Origin of the sequence: Sphingopyxis sp. PAMC25046, from assembly GCF_004795895.1 — a bacterium.
Taxonomy (GTDB): Bacteria; Pseudomonadota; Alphaproteobacteria; order Sphingomonadales; family Sphingomonadaceae; genus Sphingopyxis.
The window spans coordinates 2,919,518-2,935,237 of sequence record NZ_CP039250.1 but is presented as its reverse complement, the minus strand read 5'-3'; the positions used below and the strand labels follow the sequence as shown (position 1 = coordinate 2,935,237).

19 protein-coding genes are annotated in these 15,720 nt (G+C 64.1%); 3 read left to right on the top strand and 16 right to left on the bottom strand.

The window, feature by feature from the left end; all coding sequences use genetic code 11:
* Window positions 1-3 precede the first annotated feature (3 nt).
* The 5 genes from E5675_RS13930 to E5675_RS13910 form a co-directional block, all read right to left on the bottom strand.
* Window positions 4-387 (bottom strand): hypothetical protein, encoded by a 384-nt coding sequence (locus E5675_RS13930; protein WP_136175041.1) that lies wholly within the window; start codon window positions 385-387, stop codon window positions 4-6.
* Window positions 384-1,871, bottom strand: a complete 1,488-nt coding sequence (sufB, locus tag E5675_RS13925) for a Fe-S cluster assembly protein SufB (protein ID WP_136175040.1) — start codon at window positions 1,869-1,871, stop codon at window positions 384-386. Before sufB ends, E5675_RS13930 begins: the two co-directional genes overlap by 4 nt.
* Window positions 1,868-2,341, bottom strand: a complete 474-nt coding sequence (locus E5675_RS13920; RefSeq protein WP_136175039.1) for an Rrf2 family transcriptional regulator — start codon at window positions 2,339-2,341, stop codon at window positions 1,868-1,870. Before E5675_RS13920 ends, sufB begins: the two co-directional genes overlap by 4 nt.
* A gap of 483 nt (window positions 2,342-2,824) precedes the next feature.
* A complete protein-coding gene (locus E5675_RS13915; RefSeq protein WP_136175038.1) occupies window positions 2,825-3,712 on the bottom strand; it encodes a helix-turn-helix domain-containing protein in 888 nt (295 codons plus the stop codon).
* A 91-nt stretch (window positions 3,713-3,803) separates the two neighbouring features.
* On the bottom strand, window positions 3,804-5,639 hold the full coding sequence (locus tag E5675_RS13910) for a DUF885 domain-containing protein (protein ID WP_136175037.1): 1,836 nt from the start codon (window positions 5,637-5,639) through the stop codon (window positions 3,804-3,806).
* 82 nt (window positions 5,640-5,721) lie between these two features.
* Between E5675_RS13910 and E5675_RS13905 the strand changes: the two genes are divergently transcribed.
* Genes E5675_RS13905 through E5675_RS13895 form a run of 3 tightly spaced genes read left to right on the top strand, consistent with a single transcriptional unit; the run spans window position 5,722 to window position 10,402 of the window.
* Window positions 5,722-6,792, top strand: a complete 1,071-nt coding sequence (locus E5675_RS13905) for a quinone-dependent dihydroorotate dehydrogenase (protein ID WP_136175036.1) — start codon at window positions 5,722-5,724, stop codon at window positions 6,790-6,792.
* 41 nt (window positions 6,793-6,833) lie between these two features.
* Window positions 6,834-8,525 carry a gamma-glutamyltransferase gene (gene ggt / locus E5675_RS13900; protein ID WP_136175035.1) on the top strand — a complete coding sequence of 564 codons (1,692 nt, stop codon included), beginning with the start codon at window positions 6,834-6,836 and terminating at the stop codon, window positions 8,523-8,525.
* A 47-nt stretch (window positions 8,526-8,572) separates the two neighbouring features.
* Window positions 8,573-10,402 (top strand): AMP-dependent synthetase/ligase, encoded by a 1,830-nt coding sequence (locus E5675_RS13895; protein WP_136175034.1) that lies wholly within the window; start codon window positions 8,573-8,575, stop codon window positions 10,400-10,402.
* Window positions 10,403-10,581: 179 nt separating this feature from the next.
* On the opposite strand, the gene E5675_RS13890 is transcribed toward E5675_RS13895, so the two are convergent.
* The 11 genes from E5675_RS13890 to E5675_RS13845 form a co-directional block, all read right to left on the bottom strand.
* Complete coding sequence (locus E5675_RS13890; RefSeq protein WP_136175033.1) at window positions 10,582-11,028, bottom strand: hypothetical protein; 447 nt, start codon at window positions 11,026-11,028, stop codon at window positions 10,582-10,584.
* On the bottom strand, window positions 11,016-11,816 hold the full coding sequence (gene gloB, locus E5675_RS13885; RefSeq protein ID WP_247594624.1) for a hydroxyacylglutathione hydrolase: 801 nt from the start codon (window positions 11,814-11,816) through the stop codon (window positions 11,016-11,018). The genes E5675_RS13890 and gloB overlap by 13 nt, the downstream gene beginning before the upstream one ends.
* A gap of 68 nt (window positions 11,817-11,884) precedes the next feature.
* Complete coding sequence (locus E5675_RS13880; RefSeq protein ID WP_136175032.1) at window positions 11,885-12,292, bottom strand: VOC family protein; 408 nt, start codon at window positions 12,290-12,292, stop codon at window positions 11,885-11,887.
* Window positions 12,293-12,302: 10 nt separating this feature from the next.
* Window positions 12,303-12,740: a VOC family protein gene (locus E5675_RS13875; RefSeq protein WP_136175031.1), complete on the bottom strand. Its 438-nt coding sequence runs from the start codon at window positions 12,738-12,740 to the stop codon at window positions 12,303-12,305.
* A gap of 10 nt (window positions 12,741-12,750) precedes the next feature.
* Window positions 12,751-13,188: a thioesterase family protein gene (locus E5675_RS13870; protein ID WP_136175030.1), complete on the bottom strand. Its 438-nt coding sequence runs from the start codon at window positions 13,186-13,188 to the stop codon at window positions 12,751-12,753.
* 38 nt (window positions 13,189-13,226) lie between these two features.
* Window positions 13,227-13,991 carry an alpha/beta hydrolase gene (locus tag E5675_RS13865; protein WP_136176488.1) on the bottom strand — a complete coding sequence of 255 codons (765 nt, stop codon included), beginning with the start codon at window positions 13,989-13,991 and terminating at the stop codon, window positions 13,227-13,229.
* Window positions 13,988-14,242, bottom strand: a complete 255-nt coding sequence (locus tag E5675_RS13860) for a DUF6356 family protein (RefSeq protein WP_037556512.1) — start codon at window positions 14,240-14,242, stop codon at window positions 13,988-13,990. Before E5675_RS13860 ends, E5675_RS13865 begins: the two co-directional genes overlap by 4 nt.
* 72 nt (window positions 14,243-14,314) lie before the next feature.
* Window positions 14,315-14,509, bottom strand: coding sequence for a helix-turn-helix transcriptional regulator (locus tag E5675_RS13855; RefSeq protein ID WP_136175029.1), 195 nt, complete (start codon window positions 14,507-14,509; stop codon window positions 14,315-14,317).
* The gene (locus E5675_RS13850; protein ID WP_136175028.1) at window positions 14,506-14,919 is read right to left on the bottom strand and encodes a hypothetical protein; all 414 of its coding nucleotides are present in this window, start codon (window positions 14,917-14,919) and stop codon (window positions 14,506-14,508) included. The genes E5675_RS13855 and E5675_RS13850 overlap by 4 nt, the downstream gene beginning before the upstream one ends.
* Window positions 14,920-14,922: 3 nt before the next feature.
* Window positions 14,923-15,087 carry a hypothetical protein gene (locus E5675_RS21510; RefSeq protein WP_168707866.1) on the bottom strand — a complete coding sequence of 55 codons (165 nt, stop codon included), beginning with the start codon at window positions 15,085-15,087 and terminating at the stop codon, window positions 14,923-14,925.
* 95 nt (window positions 15,088-15,182) lie between these two features.
* Window positions 15,183-15,560: a VOC family protein gene (locus tag E5675_RS13845; protein WP_136175027.1), complete on the bottom strand. Its 378-nt coding sequence runs from the start codon at window positions 15,558-15,560 to the stop codon at window positions 15,183-15,185.
* Window positions 15,561-15,720 lie beyond the last annotated feature (160 nt).

The following is a 15,720-nucleotide window of genomic DNA, read 5'->3' as shown; positions in this document are numbered from 1 at the left end:
TTCCTATAGAACCGGACAGCCGCCGGGGCTCAGTTCGCAACTGAAGGAACCCGCAAATGATTTCCGATAATGTGCAAGGCGCCCGTCAAAATCGGGGATCCACTCGTCATTCGAGATCGATCCGCGGAAACTCGACAGAGGCCGTTTAGCCATGGATTGGGCGACCTGTTCCAACTCCATGGGGCATTTCTGCCCGAACTCGTCAATTTGACGATCAGACAAAGCGGGCCCGCGCTTTGCCAAAGCGATGTGCGGTTGCATGCATTTGTTGAACGTCTTGATTGTCTCGTAAGATGTGCGCTCCGAGAGCGACATGTCTGCCAGCACCTCGGCTTCGCCATCGGAACACGCGGTGACAATGAAAATGAAGGCGAAAGCCGCTCTCACCCCACGCTCCCCTCAAGGCTGATCCCCAACAATTTCTGCGCCTCGACGGCAAACTCCATCGGAAGCTGCTGCAGCACTTCCTTGGCAAAACCGTTGACGATCAGCGCCACCGCTTCTTCCTGCCCCAGCCCGCGCTGCATTGCGTAGAAAAGCTGGTCGTCGCTGATCTTGCTCGTCGTCGCTTCATGCTCGACGGTCGCGCTCGGGTTGCGGACCTCGATATAGGGGACGGTGTGCGCACCGCAGGTGCTACCGAGGAGCAGGCTGTCGCACTGGGTGAAGTTGCGCACGCCCTCGGCATTGGGCGCGACGCGCACGATGCCGCGATAAGTGTTGTTCGACTTGCCCGCGCTGATCCCCTTGCTGACGATGGTCGAGCGCGTGCGCTTGCCATTGTGGATCATCTTGGTGCCGGTGTCGGCCTGCTGGAAATTGTTGGTGACCGCGACCGAGTAGAATTCGCCGACGCTGTCGTCGCCGTTGAGGACGCAGCTCGGATATTTCCACGTGATCGCCGAGCCGGTTTCGACCTGCGTCCACGACACCTTGCTGCGCTTGCCCTGGCACAGCGCGCGCTTGGTCACAAAATTATAGATGCCGCCCTGGCCCTCGGCATTGCCCGGATACCAGTTTTGCACCGTCGAATATTTGATCTCGGCATCGTCCAATGCGATCAGTTCGACCACCGCGGCGTGGAGCTGGTTCTCGTCGCGCATCGGCGCGGTGCAGCCTTCGAGGTAGGAGACATAGGCGCCCTTGTCGGCGACGATCAGCGTGCGCTCGAACTGACCGGTATTTTCGGCATTGATGCGGAAATAGGTGCTGAGTTCCATCGGGCAGCGCACGCCCTCGGGCACATAGACGAAAGTGCCGTCGGAGAAGACCGCGCAATTGAGGGTCGCGAAATAATTGTCGTGCATCGGCACGACCTTGCCGAGCCACTTCTTCACCAACTCGGGATATTCGCGGATTGCTTCGGAGATGGAGAGGAAGATCACCCCCGCGCGCTTCAACTCCTCGCGGAAGGTCGTCGCGACGCTGACGCTGTCGAACACCGCGTCGACCGCGACCTTGCGCGCGCCCTCGACGCCCGCGAGCACCTTCTGCTCCTCGATCGGGATGCCGAGCTTTTTATAGACCTCGAGGATTTCGGGATCGACCTCGTCGAGGCTGCTCAGCTTCGGCTTCGCTTTGGGCGCCGCATAATAATAAGCGTCCTGATAGTCGATTGGCGGCACGTTGAGCTTCGCCCAGTCGGGGGTCTCCATCGTCTGCCAGTGGCGGAACGCCTTCAGCCGCCAATCGAGCATCCATTCGGGCTCGTTCTTCTTGGCCGAAATGAAGCGGACCGTATCCTCGGTCAGCCCCTTGGGCGCGAAGTCGGTCTCGATGGCGGAGGACCAGCCATGCTCGTAATCGGCAACCTTCGCCGCGGCGTCGTGCGCGGCCTGGTCCTTGACGGGGAGTTCGGTGTTGTCGGTCATATTCTGATCTCGTCGCCGGCAAGCGCCGGGGCAGGCGGGGTGAAGGAGAGTTTGGGTGCAGCGGCAAGGCTCGCAAGGCTGATGTTCGCCAGCGCACCGCGCACCGCGCCATTCACGACGCCCCAATGCGGCTGCACCTTGCAACTGCCCTCGAGCGAACAGTCATGGCGTCCTTCGGCGACGCAGGAGGTGAGCGCGATCGGGCCTTCGACGGCTTCGATGATGTCGGCGACATTGATCGCCGCCGCGGGCCGCGCGAGTCGCACCCCACCGCCGCTGCCGCGCGACGCGACGAGCAGCCCGGCGCGTGCGAGCTGGCTCACCAGCTTCTGCGCCGTCGGTCCCGGGATGCCGGTCTGCTCGGCGAGCATGCCCGCGTGGATGGGCCCAGAACCGTAATGGGACCCGCATTGGCGGGCAGCGGCGCTCATAAGCACCACGGCATAATCGGCAAGGTTGGACAGGCGCATGTTCTTTTCCGTCGCAATTGCGAACGATTCTTAACTGGAGTAAATTACTCCACTTATATAAGCGAGAGGCCAGCGAGGTGCAAGCAAGCCGTGGTTGGGCGGGGTAAAGATGAGGGTGGGGCGGCCGGTTGCGACCGTTTGCTGCCGTCTCATTATTCGTCACCCCGGACTTGATCCGGGGTCCCGCTTGATGCCGAAGACCGGTCGACGCCCCAAAAAGCGGGATCCCGGATCAAGCCCGGGATGACGGAAGTGGAGAAGAGCAACTACAGCTCTCCACCCCAAAGCGGCTGCCCGATACGCGCCAAAAAAAAGGCACCCATCCGGCCGAAGCCAAATGAGTGCCAAGATGAAGGTCTCAAGTCCTCGTAAGAGGATGAGCTCTTCTGGGTCGCAAGGGGGAATTATTCCCCCGCGCCGATTCGCGATTGTATGGAAACGCCAAAACGACCGGGCGCGCAATTTTTGAAGGTTAATAGCGGCTCACGTCTCGGAGACGATCGGGCTGACCTTGCCGGCGAGCTGCTTGCGGCCCTTGGTCGTCGCTTCGGTGTAGGTGGTCGGCTTGCCGAGCTGGCCCGGGGTCGCGCCGGCGAAGCGCTTGATCTCGCGGATCAGGTGCGACTGATCATAAAAGGCGTCGCCGAGCTGCGCCGCGTCGAGCCCTTCGCCGCGCGCGAGCGCCGAAGCGGCGCGCACCGCGCGATATTTGCGCGCGAGCATCCGCGGCGACAGGCCGTAATAATGTTTCGTCATCCGTTCAACCGAGCGGATCGACATGCCCGTCGCCCCGACCAGTTCGGGCACTTGCGGCGAGGGCGATGCGGTCAGCCATTCGTCGACCGTGCGGATAAACCACATCGGCGGCTGTTCGTTGCGCGTCAGCACCTCGCGCGCGAAATTATTGCCGATGACCAGCTTTTCCTCGACCGTCGCGGCCTTTTCGAGCGCGGCGGCGACGTCCTCGATCCACGGGCCGAACAGGTCGGCGGCATCCATCGCGCGGTCGGTCAGCTTGTCGGCGTCGTCGCCCATCAGCGCCGCCCAGCCCGCGGGGAGCATGCCGAACCCGAACATCTGCGTCGGGCAATTACTGATCGCGCGCACGCGGCCGCTGGTCGGGCCGACGATATTGGCCTTGCAGACCGGCGCATGATGGCCGTCGGCGAAAATATACTCGCCGTCGGCGGCGGTCACGAAGCGGAATTGCGGGCGGTCGGCGCGTTCATATTCGTCGAACCGCGGCATGTTGACGCGCGCAAAATACAGGCTCGACACCATTTCCGCCAGATCGGGATCGGGCGGAAAATAATGTAGTTCGAACGGCGCGCTGCCGTCCACGCCCACAGGCGAGGTAGAAGATTGCGACATCAGACCCAGACCTCTGGCCACCGTGACCCGGCGCCTCATTTATCTGGGATAAATCATTTGCGTTTCAGTCCCGCGCGTCAAGCGCCAATCGTCAATTTTCTTCACCCTTCTGCGCCGTGATCCACGCGTCGACACGCCGTTCGAGCACGTCGAGCGGCACCGGCCCTGATTCGAGCACGACATCGTGGAAGGTGCGAAAATCGAACTTGTCGCCGAGCGCCGCCTGCGCGCGGCCGCGGAGTTCCATGATCTTGAGCTTGCCGATGAGGTAGGCGGTCGCCTGTCCGGGATAGACGATATAGCGTTCGATCGCCTTTTCGATGTCGCCGTCGGGGTTGGGCGTATTATCCTTCAGATACTGGATCGCCTGTTCGCGGCTCCAACGCTTGTCGTGGATGCCGGTGTCGACGACGAGGCGGCACGCGCGCCACAGTTCCATGCCGAGGCGGCCGAAATCGCTATAGGGGTCGGTGTAGAAGCCCATGTCCTTGGCGAGTTCCTCGGTATAGAGGCCCCAGCCCTCGGTATAGGCGGTGAAACCGCCGAAGCGGCGGAAGGGCGGCAGGCCGGTGAGTTCGGTCTGCACCGCGCGCTGGAGATGGTGCCCCGGCACGCCTTCATGATAAGCGAGCGCCTCGAGCTCGTTCTTCGACATGTCGCGCAGATCGTAGAGGTTCACATAGTAAGTACCGGGGCGCGAGCCGTCGGGCGAGGGCGACTGGTAAAAGGCCTTGCCTGCCGATTTCTCGCGGAACGCCTCGACTGCCTTCACCTGCAGATGCGCCTTGGGGAGCGTGTTGAAGAAGGCGGGGAGGCGCGCCTCCATGGCCTTCACACGGCTATCCACCTCGGCGAGATAGGCCTCGCGCGAGGTGTGGAAATATTGCGGGCTGGTGCGCAGGTGAACGAAAAACTCCTGCAAGCTGCCCTTGAAGCCGACCTTCGCCATGATCTGTCGCATCTCGCCGTGGATGCGCGCGACTTCAGCGAGGCCCAGTTCGTGAATCTCGGCCGCGGTCATGTCGGTCGTCGTGTAATTGGCGAGCAGCGCCTTGTAATAGGCTTGGCCATCGGGCAGCCGCCATACGCCGTCGGCGGTCGGCGCGCCGGGCTGCTGGCGTTTCATCTCGGCGAGCAGACGCGTGTAGGCCGGACCGGCGCTCGTCGACCACGCCGATTTGGCGGCGTCGAGGAGGCGCGCCTTTTCGGCGGCCACGATGTCGAGCTTGCCGACCTTGGTGCTGATATCCTCGATCAGCGCATTGTCGGGCTTCAGCAGATTCTGAATGTCCGAGATGACATAGGCATAGACCCATTTGGGCGGCTGAATGCCCAGCGTCACGCGCTCGGCCGACTGCGCGGTCAGCGCGTCGATCACCGGACCCATGCCGCGGATGCGCTCGACATAGGCTTCGGCCTCCGCGACGTTCGACACGCGGTGGATGTTGATCAGGAACGCCGGCATCTGGCTCTGCGCGCCGCGCATCTGGTTGAACAGATAATCATGGTGGCGATAGGGAAAGAGGCTTTCTTCGCGCGCGGCCTGCGCGTTGAACAGTTCGAACGACAGCGCATCGTCGGGCGACAGATTGGCGGGGTCGTAGCTTGCCCGCATCGCGGCGGCGGTCGCCTGTTGCAGCTTGTTTCGCGCGACCTCGGCCTCGTCGCTTACATCGTCCCATTTGCCGTAGTCGCCGTCGCGGATGCCGCGATAGGCCTTGGTCTGCGGAGACAGCGATAGTTGCGCCTCGTCATATTTCTCGAAGAATTCGGCGAGCGGGGCGCCGGCGGGCACCTCCAAAGGCGTCGTCGCGGCGGGCGTCGAGGCAGTCGCGGGTGCCTGATCGATCGCGGCGGGGGCGCAGCCCGCCACGGCGAGCAGCAGCAGGCCGGTGGACATTCTGGCGGCAAGGCGAAGGTGCGACACGATTTTCTCCCGGTTTTTCCGATGCGTTTATGCTGGCCCGCGGGGGCTTGCCATAGCGTCCGGCTCGGCGCAATGGCGGGCCATGTCGCTCTTCGCCTCGCTCACCGATGCCGCCTATGCGTTCGTCCGCCCGATCGTTCACGCCACCGACGGCGAGGCGGCGCACAATCTGACATTGAATGCGCTCGCGCCCTTGCCGCGCGCCCGCCATGCGCTGACGAGCCCGGTGCTGGCGACCGATTTCGCGGGGCTCCACTTTCCCAATCCCGTCGGTCTCGCGCCCGGCTTCGACAAGGATGCCCGCGTCGCGCACGCGATGCCCCACTTCGGCTTCGGTTTCGTCGAAGTCGGCACGTTGACCCCGCTGCGGCAGGAGGGCAACCCGCGCCCGCGGCTGTTCCGATTGGTCGAGGACCGTGCGGTGATCAATCGCATGGGCTTTAACAACGGCGGGCAGGCGGCGGCGGCCGAGCGGATACGCTGCCTTCGCCGTTTCGGACTGCCGGTGCCGCTCGGCATCAATATCGGCGCGAACAAGGACAGCGCCGACCGCATCGCCGATTATGCGAAGGGCGCATCGGCGATGGCGCCGCTCGCCGACTATCTGACGGTTAACATCAGCTCGCCGAACACGCCGGGGCTGCGCGCGCTGCAGGACAGAGGCGCGCTCGAGTCGCTGCTCGACGGCGTCGCGGCGGCGCAGCCCGCCGGGGCGGCGAAACCGGTTTTTCTGAAAGTCGCCCCCGACCTCGAACCCGCCGACATCGACGACATCGTCGCGGTCGCGCTCGACAAAGGGCTGGCCGCCGTCATCGTATCGAATACCACGATCGAGCGCCCGGTCCTCGCTTCGCGCCACGCGGGGGAGGCGGGCGGGCTGTCGGGCGCGCCGCTTGCCGAACTGGCGCTTCGGCGCGTCCGCGATTTTCACATTGCGAGTGGCGGCCGATTGCCGCTGGTTGCTGCGGGCGGGATCGCATCGGCGGACGACGCGTGGGGGCGTATCCGCGCCGGGGCCGGTCTTGTGCAGATCTATTCGGCGATGGTCTATGAAGGCCCGGGTCTCGCGGCGCGGATCGCACATGGCCTTGAAAAGCTCGCCGCGCGCGAAGGTTTCGCGCGCGTAGCCGATGCGGTGGGCACCGCGCACTGACGGGGTTGCGTTGGCCCGAGGGCCACGCCAATGTCGCGGCCATGTTGAAAAGATTCCTCCCGCTCGCCGCGCTCGTCACCCTCACCCTCCCATCGCTCGCCGCTGCGCAGGGCGTCACCTCGTCGGCCGATCCGCGCGCGACCGAGGCGGGGCGCGAGATTTTGCATCAAGGCGGCACCGCCGCCGACGCAGCCGTTGCCATGGTCGCGGTGCTGACGCTGGTCGAGCCGCAGTCGAGCGGCATCGGCGGCGGCGGCTTCATGCTGCATCACAATGCGAAGGACGGCAGCATATCGACGATCGATGGCCGCGAAATGGCGCCGGCAGCGGCGAAGCCCGAACGCTTCCTCGGCCCCGACGGCACGGCGCGGGGCTATATGGACGTCATTCCCGGCGGGCTGTCGGTCGGCGTGCCGGGCAATATGCGCCTGATGGAAATGGCGCATAAGAAATGGGGCAAGCTCGAATGGAAGGCGCTGTTCGCGCCCGCGATCAAGCTTGCCGAAGAAGGCTTCATCGTCACGCCTGTGCTCCATAACTGGCTCATCGAATTCGAGCCGATGTGGAAGGATTTTCCCGACGCGCGCGCGATCTATTATGTGGACGGCAAGCCCGCACCCGTCGGTACGCGGATCAAGAATCCCGCCTATGCCGCAACCTTGCGCGCCATTGCCGAGCGGGGCCCCGACGCCTTTTATTCGGGCGCCAATGCCAGGGCAATCACCGACGCAGTGGCAAAGGCGCCGCGCAACACGGCCGCGCTCACCGCGAAGGATCTCGCCGCCTATCAGGCGAAGGAACGCCCCGCCGTCTGCACCAGCTATCGCGTCTACAAGGTCTGCGGCATGGGCCCGCCCTCATCGGGCGCGACGACCGTTTTCGGCATTCTCGGCATGATCGAGGGCTGGGACATGAAAGCGATGGGCAAGGACAATCCGATGAGCTGGCATTTGCTCGCCGAGGCGATGCAGCTCAGCTACGCTGACCGCGCCGCCTATCTCGGCGATGGCGATTTCGTCGACGTTCCGGTGAAGGGGCTGCTCGACAAGAGCTATCTGGCGGAACGCCGCCAGCTCATTTCGCCCTATCGCGCCGCGGGCCGCTACGAACCCGGCACGCCGCCCGGCGCGAAGCCGCGCGCCGCGGCGCCCGCGATTCCCGAACAGGGCACGACGCATTTCGTCACCGTCGATGCGGCGGGCAATGTCGTGTCGATGACCTCGACCGTCGAAAGCATTTTCGGCAGCCAGCTGATCGCGGGCGGATATTTCCTCAACAACGAACTCACCGATTTCGACCTCGCTCCGACGCAGGGCGGTGTGCCGACCGCGAACCGTGTGCAGGCGGGCAAGCGCCCGCTGTCGTCGATGTCGCCGACGATCGTTTACGGCCCCGACGGCAAGGTCGTGCTCGCGGTCGGTTCGGCGGGGGGCAAGCGCATCATCATGCACGTGACCAAGGTGCTGGTTGGCGTGCTCGACTGGGGGCTCGATGCAAAGGCGGCGATGGAACTGCCCAATCTTTTCTTCGGCAAGGCCGGTGTGCTGATCGAAAATAATGAAGCGGGGCAGGCGATCGCCGCGAAGATGAAACCGTTCGGTTACAGCTTCACCGCCACCGGGCTCGGGTCGAAACTCAACGCGGTCGAGCACACCGCGGCGGGCTATCGGGGCGCCGCCGATCCGCGCGGCCCCGGCAGCTCGTCGATCGACGGCGCTCCGGCACAGAATTGATCAACGATAACAAAAGAAACATCGAAATCTCCCTGGAGAGAGGCAGAATGAGGCTGGAAAATCCCCATCTCGACCATTTTCCGAGTCTGGTCGCGATGTTCTTCGACCGCGCGGGGCGCGGCGGCGAAGATCCCTTCCTGTGGCGCAAGGCCGATCGCGCGTGGCAGCCGCTGAGCTGGCGGCAGGTCGCCAATCAGGTCGCTGCGCTCGCGCACAATCTGCGCGAACTCGGCCTCAAGGAAGGCGATCGGGTGGTGCTGGTCAGCGAGAACCGGCCCGAATGGTGCATCGCCGACCTTGGCATCATGGCTGCGGGCTGTATCGCCGTGCCGACCTATACGACCAACACCGAACGCGATCATCAGCACATCCTCGACAATAGCGGCGCGAAGGCGGTGATCGTGTCGACCGCGAAACTTGCGCGCACATTGATGCCTGCAGTGATGCGGTCCGAGGCGCATATCGTCATCACGATGGAAAGTCTGCGCGTCGGCCAGCAGGGCGAGGTGTCGGTGCACGACTGGGCGCCGCTCGTCGAAGGCGGCGAGGCTTACGTCGAGGAAACCAAGGCGCGCGGGCTCGGCGTCAAGCGCGAGGACACCGCCTGCCTCATCTACACCAGCGGTACCGGCGGCGCGCCGCGCGGCGTGATGCAGCATCATGGCGCGATCCTGCACAATGCGGCGGGCGCCGCCGAAGTGCTCGTCAACGATTTCGGCATCGGCGAGGAAGAGGTGTTCCTGTCGTTCCTGCCCCTCAGCCACGCCTATGAACATTCGGGCGGCCAATTCCTGCCGATCATGGTCGGCGCGCAAATCTATTATAGCGAAGGGCTCGAAAAACTCGTCTCGAACATCGAGGAGACGCGCCCGACGATCATGGTCGTCGTGCCGCGCCTGTTCGAGGTGATCCGCGCGCGGATGATCAAGGCGGTCGAAAAACAGGGCAAGCTTGCGAACTGGATGCTGAATCAGGCGCTGCGCGTCGGCGAGAAGGATTATGAGCGGCGGATGGGCGTGTTCGACCGGCCGGTCGACCTGATCCTCGACAAATTATTCCGGCCCAAGATCGGCAAGCGCTTCGGCGGCCGGATGAAGGCGTTGGTGTCGGGCGGCGCGCCATTGAATCCCGAAATCGGGGTCTTCTTTCATTCGATCGGGCTGACCTTGCTTCAGGGCTATGGGCAGACCGAGGCGGGGCCGGTGATCAGCTGCAACCGCCCGAGCGCGGGGATCAAGATGGACACGGTCGGCCCGCCGTTGATGAATACCGAAGTGCGCATCGCCGACGATGGCGAAATCTGCGTGCGGGGCGAGCTCGTCATGAAGGGCTATTGGCGCAACGATGCCGAGACCGAGCGCGTGCTGATCGCCGACCCTGCCGACCCCGGAGCCGGGCCGTGGCTCCACACCGGCGATATCGGGCATATCGACGACAAGGGCCGGATCGTCATCACTGACCGCAAGAAGGATCTGATCGTCAACGACAAGGGCGACAATGTCTCGCCGCAGCGGGTGGAGGGAATGCTGACGCTCCAGCCTGAAATCTTGCAGGCGATGGTCTATGGCGACAAGCGCCCGCACCTCGTCGGTATCCTCGTCCCCGATCCCGAATGGGCGACCGAATGGGCCGAGACTGAAGGACTGCCCAAGGATCTGAAGCTGCTGCGCGAGCATGAGAAGTTCCGCACCGCCATCCGTACCGCGGTCGATCGCGTCAACGGCCAGCTTTCGGTGATCGAAAAGGTGCGCAAGTTCGACTTTGCCGACGAAGCCTTCACGATCGAAAACGAACAGATGACGCCGTCGATGAAGATCCGGCGGCATGTGCTGAAACAGGTTTATGAAGACAAGATAGCAGCGCTGTATAAGGCTTAGCTGTAAAGCCCTGATCGTCACCCCCGCGAAGGCGGAGGTCCGTGGAGGCCTGTTCCGGCATCGCTGCGTAGACCGGCGGCCCCCGCCTTCGCGGGGGCGACGGTTCATCTATAGCAGGCGGGGGTGCGACCCGAAGAGCTCGGCGCAAACCGGGCCCCGCCTGCGACTGAACCAGCGGCTCAGCCTTTGTCCCCCTCCGGTTTGCGATAGGGGACGAACTCGCCAAACACACATGTCGGTCCGCGAATGCCGCTCGACCGGTCAACGAGATGGAAGAAATCGCCTTCGCAGGTCGACGACCCGAACTGGCGCACCACCATGATGTCGCTGTCGCGCGCAAGGCCCGGGCAGCTGCTCTTTAGATCGTTGCGATACACCAGATTGCCGCCCGAGCGATAGAGCAGGATGCTGTCCGACACGCGGATCGTTTCGTTGGTACGATAGCTTGGCAAGCATTTCATCGGCTTGCCCGGAACCTTGCCGGCGAGCTGCTTGTCGAGCCGTTCGGCCTGTTTGGGCGTGAGCGCGGCGGCGCCCGGCTCGCTCGACCCCGCAGGTGCGCAGCCGGCGACCAGCGGCATGGCCGCGGTCAACAGCGCGGCAACCATCAGGTTCAGCTTCGCCATGAAATCGCTCCTTGAGATCGGCCACTTTCGCCGTTGCAGATGAATGGGCGCTGAAGCGGCATCAGGCCGTCCTTCAGCGCGCGGATACGCGCGAGTTCGGCCGCGTCGGGCGCGCGGAAAAAGGGGTTGGTCGCCCGTTCTTCGCCGATGCTGGTCGGCACCGTCGCTTCACCCGCCGCGCGCGCCGCTTCGACCGCCGCCAGCCGGGCCGCGAGCGCGTCGTTATCGGGATCGACCGTCACCGCGAAGCGCGCGTTTGACAGCGTATATTCGTGGGCGCAGTAAACGCGGGTCGCATCGTCGAGCGTGCCGAGCTTCTGCATATTGGCGAACATCTGTTCGGCTGTGCCTTCGAACAGCCGGCCGCAGCCCATCGCGAACATCGTGTCGCCGACGAAGATCGCAGCGTCCGCAGCGAAGTGGTAGGCGATGTGGCCCGCGGTGTGCGCCGGCACGTCCCAGACGTCGGCGACATGTTCGCCGAGCTTCACCTTGTCGCCGCCCTTCACCTGGACATCGAGCGTCGGGATGCGCGCATATTCCGCCGCGGGGCCGGTGATCGTGCAGCCGGTGGCTTCCTTGATCGCGGTATTCCCGCCGGTGTGGTCGGGGTGCCAGTGTGTGTTCCAGATGTCGGTGATCGTCCAGCCGCGCGCCGCGGCCGCCTCCAGCACCGGCTCGGCGAGCGCGGGATCGACGACCATCGTCGCCTGACTGGCGGGATCATGGACCAGCCAGACATAATTGTCGCTGAGGACGGGAATTCGGACGATGTCCAGCGCAGCCATTTCATCTCCTTTCCAGCGTCTCGCTCTTTCAAGACGGAGCGGGCGCCAGCGGGCCTTGGTTCTCCTGCTCAGGTCAGAAGGGCGTCATAGCCCCGTTCGTTGAACGCGATCAGGCAGAATCCGTTGCCGAACGGATCGGCGAACATCGCCTGTCTGCCATAGGGCAGGTCCAATGTCTCGCTCTCCTGCACCGCGCCGGCGGCGATGGCTGTCGCGATCGCTTCGTCGAGATTTTCGACCGAAAAATCGGGATGCACCGGCGTCCAGTGCCGGTTGTAGCGACGAAAATCTTCGCTGTCGGGGCCGATCATCGACCCGGCGGGCTTGGCGATCAGGTAGATCGGGATTTCGCATCCCGTCAGCTCGACGATATCGTCGCCCAACCGGCGCGTGGCGGACAGGCCGAGCGCCGCGGTGTAGAAATGCTCGGCGGCGGCAAGGTCGGGCACGTCGATGTTGATCAACAGGCCCGGCATCGCGCGGCGCTTACCAGCTGCCCGTGTTGGGCATCGACGCCCAGGGCTCGGCGGGGTCGAGATATCCATCCTGCAAAAGCTCGACCGAAATGCCGTCGGGCGAGCGCACGAAGGCCATATGGCCGTCGCGCGGCGGGCGGTTGATCGTCACCCCGGCGTCCATAAGCCGCTGGCAGGTCGCGTAGATATCGTCGACCCTGTACGCGAGGTGGCCGAAGTTGCGGCCGCCCGTATAGGCTTCGGGTGCGCTGCCGTCGGCGGGCGGCCAGTTATAGGTCAGCTCGACCTCGGCCACGTCGCCCTGTCCGGGCGCGGCGAGGAAGATCAGGGTGAATCGGCCGCCCTCATTGTCGAAACGGCGCGTTTCTTCCAGCCCGATCAGCTTGAAGAAGTCGACGGTGGCTTGCGGATCCGACACGCGGATCATCGTGTGAAGATATCTGGTCATGGCGTCCTATTTAGGCGCGAAGGGGCCGCGCTTCAAACGCTTCGAACAGGAATAGGAATTCGTCCGGCACCGGCGCCGGCGCGCCCTGCGCCTCGGCGACATGGACGTTGACGAGCTGTCCTGCGGCGCGCAGGTCGTCCCTCCCTGCGCCGTGCAGTTCGAACAGGAAGGTCATCGAGCTTTTTCCGACGCGCGACGCGCGCACGCAAATGTCGATCTCTTCGTCGAGCAGGATCGGAACCTTGTAATCGACCTCGGCGCGCGCGACGTGGAATTCGGGGCTGCTGTGGTCGGGCCAGCGGTCATAGACGCCCGCGGCGCGCCAATATTCGGTGATCCCGATGTCGAAATATTCGAGATAGCGGCTGTTGAACACGACGCGCTGCGCGTCGATCTCGGCATAGCGGACGCGCTTGGTGACGTGGAACTTGAAGTCGCTGCGGGCCATGATGTTCCTCTAATTCGTCGCGAGGCGTGCGACGGTTTCTAGTTTGTCGCGAGGCGCGCGACGGTATCGATCAGCAGCGCGATATCGGTATCGCGCGACAGGCGGTGGTCGCCGCGCTTCACTAGCGTGACCTGCACATCCTCGCTCGCGAGTGCGGCCGACAGACGCAGGCTGATGTCGGACGGAGCGTCGCCGTCATCCTGTCCGTGGAGCAGGCGCACGGGGCAGGCGAGGGGGATTTCGCCGTCGAGCAGGCGGTTCGCTTCGCCCGACTGGAAAAAGCCGCGCGTCGTCACATAGGGCTGGTCGCTGTAGGGCGTTTCCTCGATTAGCGCGCCTTCGGCGAGGATGACCGCCTTTTCTTCCGGCGTGAAGCCCCAGTCGGTGAAATCGGGTGCCGCCGCGATCCCGACAAGCCCGGCGACGCGGCCGGGCCCGTCGCGCTGCACGAGCGCGAGCGCGGTGAGCAGCATCAGCCAGCCGCCCATCGATGATCCGGCGAGGACGACCGGCCCTTCGGCCTTCGCGTCGATCAGGTCGAGCACATCGCCGCGCCAGTCGAGGAGGGTCTGGTCTGCGAAAAGGCCGTCCGACAGGCCACATCCGGCATAATCGAGCAGCAGACAGGCGTGGCCTTCGCTCGCCGCCCAGTCGAAGAGCGCCGTCGCCTTGCCGCCCGCCATGTCGGACATATAGCCGGGCAGGAAGACGATCGTCGGGCCAGCGCCCGGCGTATGGCGATAGGCGAGCCGCGGGCGGCCCGAGCGTTCGAGATATTCGGGAACGGCGTCCACCGCGATCAGATGACCCAGTCGATCGTGCTCATCTGCATCACGGCCTGCCCTTTGGCGCGCCGCTTTTCGACCATGATGTGGTTGAGCCGCTGGATCGTGTCGCTGCCCGTGGTGATGCACCAGCCGGGGACGACCGCATGGACCAGCGCGCAGAGCCCGCCCCAGATCATCGTCACGCCGAATTTCGACGCGACGCCGAAATGTTCGATGTAATTTTCATCGACGCTCTTCGGATGGTCGACGAACAGGCGCTTGAACATGGCGGTGGGCTCCTTTCCGGCTGCCGCCGCCGTAGCGGGCGCGGAGGCGGCCTGCAAGGCTCGCCCGCGCGATTATTGCTCTCGCAGGAAAATCGATTCGATCGGCAGGCCGAACAGGTCGGCGATGCGGAAGGCGAGAGGGAGCGACGGGTCATATTTGCCCGTCTCGATCGCATTGACCGACTGGCGCGACACCTCCAGCCGCTCGGCGAGATCCTGCTGGCTCCAGTCTCGCTCGGCGCGCAGGACTTTCAGGCGGTTCTTCACGCGCAAGGTCCGGCGTCGCCGATGGTCAGTCTGTTGACGAGTGATCCGACCGCCAGCCCGAGGCACCAGACCGGGAAGACAAAGAAAAGCGGCACCTTCGGCACGTCGGTGAACAATTCCAATATGCCCCAGCCGCTTGCCAGCGCCAACGTAAGCCCGGTGGCTACCAGAATCTTGCGGATCTCAAGCATGCGCACATATTCGTCGGTGAGCTCGGCCAGATAGCGCGCCATTGCCCAGATAAACCCCGAGGTAGCGAGCGCGGGAACCAAAGCTACCGCAACGGTCAGTGGCGTCGCCGCGGCGTTATCCGGAATGATCCAACTCGCCAGCATCACCGCCGCGATATAGGCGATCGAAATCGGGATCATGCGGCCGACGTAACGGCGCTGTGCGGGGTTCGTCGCCATCGGTCAGGCTTTCCGGCAGACCGCGCGCGGCGTGGTTGCGAGCATAACGATGGGCAAGACGAGAAGGAGCGTGCTGGCAAGCGGCGACGGAATAAGGTCGGCGATCCAGCCGAGGGCGACGGCGAAGCTGGGAATAGCCCAGAGCAGGGCACGGAATACAGGCGACATCGGTCAAGCTTCCTTGTTAATTAGTAAAGTAACATTGACATAAAGTGATCCGAGAGTCAAGCGTCATTTACATCGTGACAAGGGTGCTTGGTGGTTTAGCCGATGAGATGGCTGGGCCACCCGACGCGCACCAGCGCCTCGTCGGGATCGGACAGCGCGAATTCATACATGCCCCATGGCTTGTGCGTCGGCGCTTTTTCGCGATCGAGGATGCGGTCGCGCGCTCGTTCGGCGAGTTCGGCTACCTGTTCGGTATAGAGGTAGAGGCCGAAGGGATTCTGGTCGCGCTCGGGCCAGGTCGGGCCGGATTCGTTTGTCAGGTGCAATTGCCAGCCTTTGCCGTCGGCGAGCAGGCGATAAGTGCCATGGTCGCTCACGACTTTCAGGCCCAGCATTTCGTAGAATGCGGTGCTGGCGTCGAGGTCGCTACAGGGGAGAATGGCGGCGATGCTGTGCGTCGGTGCGTGGGACATGATGAAACTCCCGGAAGGCCGAAGGTCAGCATAGGTTTCCGCCGGATGATGACAAAGGCTTTTGCGCCGCCTATGTGGACGGAATGACGCGGACGCCGATCACGACCCGGACCACCACTACCCCCGCATGTCGGGGGCGGTCGGCCGCGGCCTGAGCCCG

Coding starts and splice junctions, on each gene's coding strand:
- sufB (WP_136175040.1), bottom strand. CDS start 1,871: ATGACCGACAACACCGAACTCCCCGTCAAGGACCAGGCCGCGCACGAC.
- E5675_RS13920 (WP_136175039.1), bottom strand. CDS start 2,341: ATGCGCCTGTCCAACCTTGCCGATTATGCCGTGGTGCTTATGAGCGCC.
- E5675_RS13915 (WP_136175038.1), bottom strand. CDS start 3,712: ATGTCGCAATCTTCTACCTCGCCTGTGGGCGTGGACGGCAGCGCGCCG.
- E5675_RS13905 (WP_136175036.1), top strand. CDS start 5,722: ATGTCGCTCTTCGCCTCGCTCACCGATGCCGCCTATGCGTTCGTCCGC.
- ggt (WP_136175035.1), top strand. CDS start 6,834: ATGTTGAAAAGATTCCTCCCGCTCGCCGCGCTCGTCACCCTCACCCTC.
- E5675_RS13895 (WP_136175034.1), top strand. CDS start 8,573: ATGAGGCTGGAAAATCCCCATCTCGACCATTTTCCGAGTCTGGTCGCG.
- E5675_RS13890 (WP_136175033.1), bottom strand. CDS start 11,028: ATGGCGAAGCTGAACCTGATGGTTGCCGCGCTGTTGACCGCGGCCATG.
- gloB (WP_247594624.1), bottom strand. CDS start 11,816: ATGGCTGCGCTGGACATCGTCCGAATTCCCGTCCTCAGCGACAATTAT.
- E5675_RS13880 (WP_136175032.1), bottom strand. CDS start 12,292: ATGCCGGGCCTGTTGATCAACATCGACGTGCCCGACCTTGCCGCCGCC.
- E5675_RS13875 (WP_136175031.1), bottom strand. CDS start 12,740: ATGACCAGATATCTTCACACGATGATCCGCGTGTCGGATCCGCAAGCC.
- E5675_RS13870 (WP_136175030.1), bottom strand. CDS start 13,188: ATGGCCCGCAGCGACTTCAAGTTCCACGTCACCAAGCGCGTCCGCTAT.
- E5675_RS13860 (WP_037556512.1), bottom strand. CDS start 14,242: ATGTTCAAGCGCCTGTTCGTCGACCATCCGAAGAGCGTCGATGAAAAT.
- E5675_RS13850 (WP_136175028.1), bottom strand. CDS start 14,919: ATGGCGACGAACCCCGCACAGCGCCGTTACGTCGGCCGCATGATCCCG.
- E5675_RS21510 (WP_168707866.1), bottom strand. CDS start 15,087: ATGTCGCCTGTATTCCGTGCCCTGCTCTGGGCTATTCCCAGCTTCGCC.
- E5675_RS13845 (WP_136175027.1), bottom strand. CDS start 15,560: ATGTCCCACGCACCGACGCACAGCATCGCCGCCATTCTCCCCTGTAGC.